Genomic DNA, 10,227 nt, shown 5'->3' with positions numbered 1-10,227 from the left:
GACCGCGCGCCATCATGTGTCCGTGGCCGAGGAGACGACAGACCAGCCGCCGCGGGTGGGCCGCGCCGAGCGGGAACGCCGGGTCGGACAGGATTGCCGGGTCGAGCGCGATGGCTGTGCCGGGCATGACAGCCGAGCCGAGCGACGCGGCCGGACCGGACGAGAAAGCCGAGCCGGACAAGAAAGCCGGACCGGACGAGAAAGCCGGACCGGGCGGGGAACCGCCGGGGCCGGAGTGCGGGCCGGCCCCGGCCGCCCCCGGGCGCGCCGGGTCGGGCGCGGGGGCGCCGGGCGGCGGGCACACGCGGAACTCGGAGTGCCGCCGCCACACGGTGAGTTGGCACAGACCCGGCTCCACCGTCCAGGTGCGCCGGTCGAGATGGTCCTCGATGCGGACGGGCAGCCTGGTCACCGGCTCGGCGGCGCGCCAGTGACTCCAGGCGTGCGCGGCCTCCCAGCTCGCGAAGACGCCGACAAACCGGCCGTCGCCGTCGAAGACCTGGAAGCGACTGGCCTCCGCGGCGGTGCCACCGACGCCGGCGTGAGCGCCTCCCGCGGTCCCACCAGCGTGGATCTCCTCCCGGGCAGGGCCGCCGTGGCCGCCCGCGAACGCGGCTCCGGCCGGAGCCGGACCGTTCGGGCTCGCGGCGCGCGAGCTCGGATCACCCACCATCACGATCACCCCGTCCGATGGTTCGCCACCCGCCACGATCATCGGCGAGCCCGACACCCAAAGCAAGATACCGGACACTTAGTGTCAGACAGGGACGCGAGCGCCGCACATGCATTCACGATGATTGTGCATCCATTGTTCCCGCCCTCCGTCCGCTTATGCTGAGATCATGACGCTCAGGCTACATTGCCACGCGAAAAGTCATATTTAGCGAACTATTTTAGTGAATACAAGCGCCACGTAGTGGTCCGGCCGCGAAAGCAGGCATCCTGCCCCGCGCGCACGCCGCCGGCCGAACGGTTCGGTGAACAGGCGGTCACAACGCGGACAGTGACCGCGAACGGTAACCGCGCGCGGCGACGACGCGCACCGCACCTACGCAAACAGTGACAGAGAGGCACCATGTCCGAGCACACCAGCGGGGGAAGCCCCACAGTGCGCCGTCGGCGGCTCGGCGCCGAGCTCCGCCGACTTCGGGAACAGGCCGGCCTGTCGGCGGACGACGCCGCGCGCCATCTCGAATGCTCGCCCTCGAAGATCAGCCGGGTCGAGACCGGGCGGACACCCGCTCGCCTTCGCGATGTGCGCGACCTGCTTGACCTGTACAAGCTGCAGGACACGCCCCGGCGGCAGGCGCTGCTCGACCTGGTGCGCCAGTCGAAGGAACAGGGGTGGTGGCAGTCCTTCGGCGACGCGGTGCCGGAGTGGCTGGAGACCCTGATCGGCCTCGAGGGGGACGCGCAGGCCATCCTCACCTACGAGTCGGCACTCGTCCCCGGCCTGCTGCAGACCGAGGAGTACACCCGGGCACTGGCCATGGACTTCGACCGTGACGGCTCGCCGTCCGAGGCCGAGCGGACGGTCGCACTCAAGCGGGAGCGCCAGAAGCGGCTGAGCCAGAGCGGCTGGCCGCAGGTCCGGGTGATCCTCGACGAGGCGGTGCTGCGCCGGCCGGTCGGCGGGCCTGACGTGCTGCGCGGCCAGTTGGAGCACCTGCTGGCCGAGGCGGACCGCGGCCGGGTCACCATCCAGGTGATCCCTTTCGAAGCCGGCGGCTACCAGGCCCAGGGCTTTCCGTTCACCCTCTTCGAGTTCCCGGACGCCCGAGACCAACCCGTGGTCTATCTCGAAGAACTTGCCGGCGCGATGTACTTGGAAAAGGCGCACGAGGTTCAGCGCTATAAGGTCGCCTTCGAGAAACTGCGGGCCTGCGCTCTCGGTCCTGACGAGGCAGGCGCCATGATCATGCGCATAGTCGAGAAGGTGAAACAGGAGTGAAGGCTTACACGGGCGGCATCGCTGCAGGCGACGTCGAGACCCTCCATTGGCGGACCAGCAGCTACAGCCAGCCGCGTGGCAACTGTGTCGAATGGGCGCCCGGAACCGGCTCGGCATACGTACGCGACTCCAAGGACCGCGCCGGCGGAACACTGGAGTTCTCCGAGCAGTCCTGGTCGTCGTTCGTCAGCGCTGTCCGCACCGGAACGCTGAACTGACCGCACGGACATCCCACGGGGTCGCCGCGCGGTGATCCCGGATTCGGTCGGAGGGACCGGCACCAATCTGTCCGGTTGGCACCGGTCCCTCCTGCTGTTCAAAGGACAGGCCCTGGGTCAGGCAGGCCCTGAGTTCAGACAGGCCCAGTGTCAGGACGTCAGATCGAACTCGCCGTCGGTGAGCCCCGCGGTGAAGGCGCCCCACTCGTCGTCGGTGAACAGCAGGACGGGCCCGACCGGCTGGTCGGAGTCCCGCATGGCCATGCCGCCGGGGATCCTCGCCACCTCCACCCGGTTGGCCTCGCCGCCGTCGGCCTGGGCGGAGCGCCACGAGGCGGTGGCGAGATCGTGCTCGGAGAGGGCTAGTTTGCGCGGCACCATTACGGCTCCCGAACTGGTCAGAGCGGATGGGACGCACGGCCGTCAGGGCAGGCGACAGCCCTGCCCCAGCCGCGCCACCCCCATCGGAAGCTTAGAAGCCACAGCCCCGGGCCAGCACGCAGAGACTACGGCGAGTCACCAAGATTGCAGCAAACTGCCAGCCTCCGGCCTGCCCTACTCGGCCAACGCCGCCCAGGGCTCCCGGTCAGGTGAGACCGCCCGCCCCTGCGGGCAGTGCCGCCGGAAGTCACACCAGGAGCACAGCGGCCCGGGGCTGGGTGGGAAGGCGGTGTCCCCGTCCGCGCCGGCGCGCAGCCGTTCGGTCGCCTCGGCCGCGTCCCGCGCGACGGACTCGGCGCGCCGCACGTGCCGGGCCGTCGACTCCTCGGTGTGCTCGGCGACGGCGACCGTTCCGGTCGGGAGATGGTGCAGCTCGACCCGCCGGCACGGCCGGCGCAGCATCCGCCCCGCGGCCAGGGCGTAGAGGGCCAGGGCCGAGGACCCGCGCGCGTCATCGTCCGTCGGCGCCCGCCGCCCGGTCTTGTAGTCGACCACAACGAGCTCACCGCCGCGCTCGTCCAGGCGGTCGACCCGGCCATGGAAGGCCAGCATGTCTGTCCGGGTGGCTACCTGGCGTTCCACCGCCCGGGGCTCCGCAGCCGGGTCGATACCGGCGGTGTAGGCCTCGACCATCCCCGCGGCCCGCTCCCGCCAGGCCGCGGACTGCGCACCGTCGCGAAAGCCGTCCTCGACCCAGCTGGTGCGCAGCAGCGTCCCGGCCCGCTCGGGGGTGCGCGCCGGCAGGGGGACGTCCCACCAGCGGTGCAGCGCGTTGTGCACGCTGACGCCGACCGAGGTGTGCGCCCACGGCGGCCCCTTCGGCGGCGCCGGCCGGTCAAGGTAGGTCATCCGGTACCGGCGCGGGCAGTCCTCGAAACTCGCCAGACGTGACGGGGTACAGGAGAACAAGCGGCGGGGCATCTCGGCCAGCTCCATCTGGTCCATTCGGCGATCATCTCACCGCGCCGGCTCACGCCTGGCCTCACATCCGCCCGTTCTGGACTCCGCGGCCCCCGCGGTGGCATGCTCGACACATGGAGTGCGGTGGGCCACACGTGCGCACGGCTCAGCTGGCGAGGGTCGCCCGGCTGGCCGGGGTCGCGCGGCCGTGTCTCGGCCTGGTCGGCCTTCTTCCACCGCGACCCTTTTACGGGGGCCGGGTTCGGTCCCCGCTCGGCCGCTGATCCCACGCGGCTCCGCGCCAGACCACAGCCCGGCAACACCCGGGCCCCTAGTGGCGCGGGCTGCCGGGCCCGACCGAAGGGCCCACCTGTGACGAACGCCGTCGACGCCGCTTCCGGCTCCGCCGCTTCCAGCTCGGCCGCCGCACCCGCCGACGCCCAGGCCGCCATCCCCCAACCCGGCACCGACCCGTCCGCGCCGCTGACGATCGCCTCCATCGACGAGGGACGTCAGCTGATCGACGACATCGACGCCAAGCTGCGGGCGCTCGTGGCGGCCCGCAAGGAGCTGTCCCGGCAGGTCCAGGCGCTGCGCGCCGAGGAGGGCGGGCCGCGCATCCAGCACGGACGGGAGAACGAGATCATCGCCAGCTGGGCGGACGGCCTCGGCCCCCGCGGCGTCGAGATCGCCGTCGCCGTGTTGACCCTCTGCCGCGGCAACCTCCCCTAGCCTCCGGGCGGCGGGTCACCGCCGGGCGGTCGGGCTGGCGGGCTCAAGTGGTTGGCGCCGGCAGGCCCGACCGCTCCGTTCGGCACGGTGCCCAGGTCCTCGCGCCGGCGCCGGCGGTCCCGCCTGTCCCGCCGGCCGCCGTCGGCGCGGGTGCCGTCGAGGTCCGCGAGCAGGATCTTCAGCTCGGCCCGGAGGAAGTCCCGGGTGGCGAGGTCACCGATGGAGATCCGCATCGCGGCCAGCTCGCGGGCCAGGTACTCCGTGTCGTCCTGGATGCGCACCGAGGCCTCCCGGTCCTGCGCGAGGTTCGCGCGGTCCCGGTCGTCCTGCCGGTTCTGCGCCAGCAGGATCAGCGGCGCGGCGTACGCGGCCTGCATCGACAGCGCCAGCGTCAGGAAGATGAACGGGTAGTTGTCGAACCGCAGCGACGGCGGTGCCGCGAAGTTGTAGACCAGCCACAGCACGACCACGATGGTCTGCACGGCGATGAACCGCGCGGTGCCCAGGAACCGCGCGATCCGCTCGGCGGCGCGGCCGAACGCGTCCGGCTCGTAGCTCGGCCGGATGTGCGCCCGGCGCGACGCCCGCGGCTGGTCGAGCCGCTCCCCCCGACGCCGCAGCAGCCCGCTCATGTGGCCGCGGGAGCGGTACCCACCTCACCGCGCCCGCCCGGCTCCGGGTCGCCGGCCGGCGGAGCGCTCATCGCCCCCGGCGGCATCTCCTCCTCGCCGTCCGGGTTGGGCTGGCTCTCCCGCCAGTCGGACGGCAGCAGGTGGTCCAGCACGTCGTCCACGGTCACCACCCCCACCAGCCGTCCCGCGTCGTCGAGGACGGGCGCCGCCACCAGGTTGTACGAGGCCAGGTGGCGCGTCACCTCGGGCAGAGGGGTATCCGGCCGCAGCGGGGTGATGTCGACGTCGATCACCCCGCCGACCAGGGTGCTCGGGGGCTCGCGCAGCAGCCGCTGGAAGTGCGCGAGGCCCAGGTACCGCCCCGTCGGCGTCTCGTAGGGGGGGCGCACGACGTACACCTGGGCGGCCAGCGCCGGCGAGAGCTCCGGCTCGCGGACGCGGGCCAACGCCTCGGCGACGGTCGCGTTCGGGGCGAGCACCACCGGTTCGCTGGTCATCATGCCGCCCGCGGTGTCGTCCGCGTAGACGAGCAGGCGGCGCACGGGTGCCGCCTCCTCGGGTTCCATCAGGCGCAGCAGCCGCTCGGCCTCGTCGGCGGGCAGCTCCCCCAGCAGGTCGGCGGCGTCGTCGGGGCCCATCGCCTCGAGCACGTCCGCGGCGCGCTCGGCGGCGAGGCCACCGAGCAGCTCGACCTGCTCGTCCTCGGGGAGCTCCTCGAGGACGTCCGCGAGCCGCTCGTCGTCGAGCGCGGCGGCGACCTCGGCGCGGCGCTTGCGGGACAGGTCGTGCAGCAGCGAGGCGAGGTCGGCGGGCCGCAGCTTCTCGAACGCGGCGAGCAGGTTCGCCGCGCCCTGGCCCTCCTCCGGCAGCGAGAAGCCGGTCACCTCGTCCCAGCCGACGGTGCGGACCTCGCCACGCCGGCCCCGGCCGACCCGCACCGCCACCTGGTCGAGGACCCAGTCGCCGGTGCGGGTGGGCTCGATCGCCGCGTCGACGACGGTCACCTCACGGCCGGGCGGGCTCGCGGCGCCGGAATCGACCGGGGCTCCCCCGCCGCCCGCGGCACCCTGGCCGCGGGCGGTCGAGTCGGCGTGGGGCTGCAGGAGCGTGACCCGGCGGTCGAGCAGCTCTGCGAGCACGCGCGTCTCGTTCGGCCGCTGCGCGAAGCGGCGCCAGCTCAGCCGGGCGGACGACAGCACCACCGCCCCGGACTCGACGCCCGTCACCCGGGAGATCGGCACGAAGATCGGCCGGCGCTGCACCTCGACGGCCAGCCCGAGCACGCGCGGCGGCTCGTGCCCCAGGCGCAGCGTGACGATCACATCGTGGACCCGGCCGACCTGGTCGCCGTTCGGGTCGAGCACCAGCAGCCCCGCGAGGCGACGGCAGTACACCCGGGCCGGCCCCGGCCGGGCGGTCATCGGGCGGCCTCGGCCGGGACGGCCCGGGTGGTGGTCGGCGGAACCGGGACGGAGGCAGCGCGGAGGGTCAGCGGAGCAGGAAGGGCCGGAGGGGTCACGGGCGGAGGCTACCCGCGCGCCGGCCGGCCGCAACCAGCGAGGACAGTCAGCGGCGCCACACCGGCATCACACCGTGCCGCTACCGGGCCTGGCACCACACCGGCACTTCGCCGGTACTGCCGCCGGGCCCGGCGGCAGTACCGGTTCAGAGGTACTGGCGGGACGGCCCGACCATCGCGCGCACGGTGCGCCCGTCGTGGAACTCGCCGATCGCGGTCATCACCCAGGTTGGCGCCCCCGGCTCCCGCTGGAGACGGCACATCACCAGTCCCGTCGCCGGCTTCGACTCGGACAGGTCGAACCGCACCAGCTCCTGGTTGGTCTGGTCGTCGACGAGCCGGCAGAAGGCATTGCGGATGTCGGTGAAGGACTGCCCCTGGAAGCTGTTCACCGTGAAGATCAGACTGACGACGTTCTGCGGCAGCGCGCCGAGATCGACGAAGATGGTCTCGTCATCGCCCCCGCCCTGGCCGGTGAGGTTGTCCCCCGAGTGGCGGACGGCGCCACGCGCCCCCTTCTTCGACATGAACCAGACCTTGTCGACGTCCTTCCCGCGGTCGTCGAACAGGATGCAGGACGCGTCGAGGTCGATGGAGCGGCCCTGCTGCGCGGGATCCCAGCCGAGACCCATCCGGACCCGGACCAGCGGCGGGGCGCCGGTCTTGACCAGGGACACGCTCTGGCCCTTGCGCAGCGAGACCCGGCCCTTGTCCAGGTTCACCCGGCCGGGCACCGCGCCGGCGGGAGCACCCGGGCCGGGCGGGCCGGCGGGCGGCGGACCCCACTGCTGACCGGGCGGCGGGCCCCACTGCTGGCCCGGCGGCGGGCCCCACTGCTGCGGGTTCGGCGGCGGCGGAGCCTGCGGCGGCGCGCCAGGCGGGGGACCCCACTGCTGACCGGGCGGGGGACCCCACTGCTGGCCCGGCGGCGGGCCCCACTGCTGCGGGTTCGGCGGCGGCGGACCCCACTGCTGGCCGGGCGGGGGCGAGACGACCTGCGTCGGGGCGTCGTACTGCGACGGTGGCGGGGCCCCCGTTCCGGCTCCGGGGCCCGCGGACGCTGGTGCCGCCGCGGTGTTCCCGGAGCCCGGGTCGTCGACGGTGATCCCGAAGTCGGTGGCGATCCCGGCCAGGCCGGAGGCGTAGCCCTGGCCGACGGCACGCACCTTCCAGCTCCCGGCACGGCGGTACAGCTCGACCAGCACGAGGGCCGTCTCGCTGCTCATCCCGGCCGGGTCGAACCGGACGACCTCCTGGCCGCGCGCGTCCCGCACGACCACGGCCAGGCCGCGCACGCCGGCGAAGGTCGGCGGGCCGGCGCCGTCCAGGCTGCCCGTGACCACGACCTTGTCGATGTCGGGCGGCACCGCGGTGAGCGTGAACTCCAGCGCCGACGGCGGCGCGAGGCGCACCCCCGGACCGGCCGGCTGGTTGAAGAAGACGAAGTCGGCGTCCCCCCGCACCTTGCCGGACGGGGTGACCAGCAACGCGGCGATGTCGAGCGGGGTGGACGAAGACACCTCGACCCGCACATCCGTCGTCGGAAGCGGGGCGTTCGCGCCCTTGCTTAGCACCTGTGCCATGTGGGCCCTCCCATCCGCCGTCACAACGAACTGCCGCGGCGTGGCGATCCTACGATCGACCGCTATGAGCGCAACCGACGATCCCACCCACGACGACGATCCGGTGCACGACGATCCTGTACATGACAGCCCGGTGGACGTCGGACCCGACGAGGTGCTGCGGCGCGTCGAACACCACCTGACCGGCTGGTTCGGCCCGGACACCGGGCGGGCCGGAGTCACCTTCCTCGGCACCGACCCGATCGAGATCCTCCGCTTCGGCCCCGACCCCGACGGCGTCGTCCGCTATGTGACCCTCGGGATGGCCCGCGAGCCGATGACGCCGCCGGAGGCCACCGTGCGTGACCCGGCCGGCCCGCGGGCCGAGCTCGTCCTCTCGCTGCGCGGGCACCGTGAGGGCACGGCCCGGGTGCTCGCCGTGCTGGCCGCGGTGCCGGTCGTCGAGGGACGTCCGATGATCGCCGGCGCCGGGCTCGATCTCGGCGAACCGCTGTGGGACGGTGCGCGGTTCACCGCCGTCCTGATCGGTGAGCCGGGCGGGCTGGTTCCCGACCTGGAGCTCGCGGCCGGGGACGCCGCCCGAGCGGCGAGCGCGCCGGCGCCCGTCCGCTTCCTGCCGCTGTTCCCGATGACCCCCAACGAGGCCGCCTACAAGCGCGTGCACGGCGCGACGGCGATGCGACAGCGCTGGCTGGACGCCGGCACGGACCTCCGGGACCCCGACCGCGCCGAGGTCGGCCTGGGCTGAGCTCCGCGGCGGCCGGGTACCTCGGGCGGCCGGGTGCCTCGGCGGCCGGGTGCCTCAGAGCTCGACGCCGGCCAGCACCATCACCCGTTCGACGGTGAGGTCGGCCATCGCCGAGCTGACGCCCTCCCGGCCGAGCCCGGAGCCCTTCACCCCGCCGTAGGGCATCTGGTCGGCGCGGTACGACGGGACGTCCCCGATGATCACGCCGCCGACGGCCAGGGTGCGGTGGGCCCGGAAGGCCGTGGCGAGATCGTGGGTGAACACGCCGGCCTGCAGACCGTAGGAGCTGTCGTTGACGCGGGCGAGGCCGTCGTCGAGGCCGTCGACCGGCTCGAGTACCAGTACGGGGCCGAACACCTCCTCGCGTACCACCGCCGCGTCCCGCGGTACCCCGGTGAGCACGGTGGGCGCGAACGCCGTCCCCTGCCGGGTTCCCCCGCACAGCACAGTCGCGCCGCGGGCGACGGCCTCCGCAACCCAGGCCGCGACCCGCTCCGCCGCGGCGGTGTCGATCAGCGGGCCGACGTCGGTGGCGGGGTCGGCCGGATCCCCGCCACGCAGCTCGAGGACGGCCGTCACGATCTCCTCGCGGGCCCGACCGAACAGCGAGCGGTCGACGAACACCCGCTGCACGGCCACGCAGGACTGGCCCGCCTGATAGTTCGAGAACAGCGCGATCCGGCGGGCGGCATGGCGCAGATCGGCGGGGCTGGAGTAGTCCGCAGCGATCAGTACCGCCGCGTTCCCGCCCAGTTCGAGCACGACGTGCTTGCGCGGGACGGCGTCCCGGATCGCCCAGCCGACCTGGCCCGACCCGGTGAAGGACACCACCGGCAGCCGTGGGTCGGCGACCAGGGCGGGCATCCGGTCGTCCGCGACCGGCAGCACCGACCAGGCGCCCTCGGGCAGATCCGTGTCGGCGAGCAGCTCACCGAGCAGCAACGCGGACAGCGGCGTGCGTGGCGCGGGCTTCACCAGGATCGGCGCGCCCGCAGCGATCGCGGGCGCCACCTTGTGCGCGACCAGGTTGAGCGGAAAGTTGAACGGCGTGATGCCCAGCACCGGTCCGATCGGAAATCGCCTGGTCAACGCGATCCGCCCCTCACCGGTCGGGTCGGTGTCGAGCCGGTCGAGGTCGCCGGCGAAGCGCCTGGCCTCCTCGGCACCCCACCGGAAGGTCGAGGACGCCCGCGCCACCTCGGCCCGCGCCCAGGTGAGCGGCTTGCCGGACTCGCTGGTGATCAGGCTGGCGATCTCGTCCCCGCGCCGGGCGATCGCGCGCGACACGCTGCTGAGCGCACCGGCTCTGACATGGGCGGGAAGCGCGGCGCAGACGGGCGCCGCGCGGACGGCTGCGACCAGCGCGTCCTCGACGTCGACGTCATCCGGCCGGGCGACCGTGCCGACCAGCCGCCCGTCGAACGGGCTGCGGACCTCGAACGCCTCCGCCGCCGAGCGCCGCTGACCCGCCACCCAGAACCGCGTCGCCGACACCCCGTCCCC

General features: G+C 73.6%; 11 protein-coding genes. 4 read left to right on the top strand and 7 right to left on the bottom strand.

Features of this window, described 5'->3' with window-relative positions; genetic code table 11:
• The coding region (locus FMEAI12_RS37345) for a hypothetical protein (RefSeq protein ID WP_200835413.1) at positions 1-739 on the bottom strand (739 nt) is incomplete at its 3' end.
• Between the two features lie 336 nt (positions 740-1,075).
• Between FMEAI12_RS37345 and FMEAI12_RS25460 the strand changes: the two genes are divergently transcribed.
• Both FMEAI12_RS25460 and FMEAI12_RS25455 read left to right on the top strand, forming a co-directional pair.
• On the top strand, positions 1,076-1,951 hold the full coding sequence (locus FMEAI12_RS25460; protein ID WP_071059338.1) for a helix-turn-helix transcriptional regulator: 876 nt from the start codon (positions 1,076-1,078) through the stop codon (positions 1,949-1,951).
• The gene (locus tag FMEAI12_RS25455; RefSeq protein WP_020458551.1) at positions 1,948-2,169 is read left to right on the top strand and encodes a DUF397 domain-containing protein; all 222 of its coding nucleotides are present in this window, start codon (positions 1,948-1,950) and stop codon (positions 2,167-2,169) included. Before FMEAI12_RS25460 ends, FMEAI12_RS25455 begins: the two co-directional genes overlap by 4 nt.
• Before the next feature lie 150 nt (positions 2,170-2,319).
• Here the strand turns inward: FMEAI12_RS25455 and FMEAI12_RS25450 are convergent, their stop codons facing one another.
• Complete coding sequence (locus FMEAI12_RS25450) at positions 2,320-2,550, bottom strand: DUF397 domain-containing protein (protein ID WP_071059337.1); 231 nt, start codon at positions 2,548-2,550, stop codon at positions 2,320-2,322.
• 174 nt (positions 2,551-2,724) lie between these two features.
• Positions 2,725-3,555, bottom strand: coding sequence for a PD-(D/E)XK nuclease family protein (locus tag FMEAI12_RS25445; RefSeq protein WP_020458549.1), 831 nt, complete (start codon positions 3,553-3,555; stop codon positions 2,725-2,727).
• A gap of 327 nt (positions 3,556-3,882) precedes the next feature.
• On the opposite strand from FMEAI12_RS25445, the gene FMEAI12_RS25440 reads away from it, so the two are divergent.
• A complete protein-coding gene (locus tag FMEAI12_RS25440; RefSeq protein WP_071059336.1) occupies positions 3,883-4,242 on the top strand; it encodes a chorismate mutase in 360 nt (119 codons plus the stop codon).
• Here FMEAI12_RS25440 and FMEAI12_RS25435 read toward each other — a convergent pair.
• The 3 genes from FMEAI12_RS25435 to FMEAI12_RS25425 form a co-directional block, all read right to left on the bottom strand.
• Positions 4,239-4,874, bottom strand: coding sequence for a DUF1003 domain-containing protein (locus FMEAI12_RS25435; protein ID WP_112108120.1), 636 nt, complete (start codon positions 4,872-4,874; stop codon positions 4,239-4,241). The two genes, FMEAI12_RS25440 and FMEAI12_RS25435, sit on opposite strands and share 4 nt — an antisense overlap.
• Positions 4,871-6,295: a CBS domain-containing protein gene (locus FMEAI12_RS25430; protein WP_112108119.1), complete on the bottom strand. Its 1,425-nt coding sequence runs from the start codon at positions 6,293-6,295 to the stop codon at positions 4,871-4,873. Before FMEAI12_RS25430 ends, FMEAI12_RS25435 begins: the two co-directional genes overlap by 4 nt.
• Before the next feature lie 244 nt (positions 6,296-6,539).
• Positions 6,540-7,976: a TerD family protein gene (locus FMEAI12_RS25425; protein ID WP_112108118.1), complete on the bottom strand. Its 1,437-nt coding sequence runs from the start codon at positions 7,974-7,976 to the stop codon at positions 6,540-6,542.
• 64 nt (positions 7,977-8,040) lie between these two features.
• On the opposite strand from FMEAI12_RS25425, the gene FMEAI12_RS25420 reads away from it, so the two are divergent.
• The gene (locus FMEAI12_RS25420; RefSeq protein WP_112108117.1) at positions 8,041-8,724 is read left to right on the top strand and encodes a suppressor of fused domain protein; all 684 of its coding nucleotides are present in this window, start codon (positions 8,041-8,043) and stop codon (positions 8,722-8,724) included.
• A gap of 54 nt (positions 8,725-8,778) precedes the next feature.
• Here the strand turns inward: FMEAI12_RS25420 and FMEAI12_RS25415 are convergent, their stop codons facing one another.
• Positions 8,779-10,218 (bottom strand): aldehyde dehydrogenase family protein, encoded by a 1,440-nt coding sequence (locus FMEAI12_RS25415; protein WP_112108121.1) that lies wholly within the window; start codon positions 10,216-10,218, stop codon positions 8,779-8,781.
• Positions 10,219-10,227 lie beyond the last annotated feature (9 nt).

Source organism: Parafrankia sp. Ea1.12, assembly GCF_900465275.1.
GTDB lineage: Bacteria > Actinomycetota > Actinomycetes > Frankiales > Frankiaceae > Parafrankia > Parafrankia soli.
The sequence above is the reverse complement of the archived record's forward strand: the minus strand, read 5'-3'. Positions and strand labels throughout refer to the sequence as shown.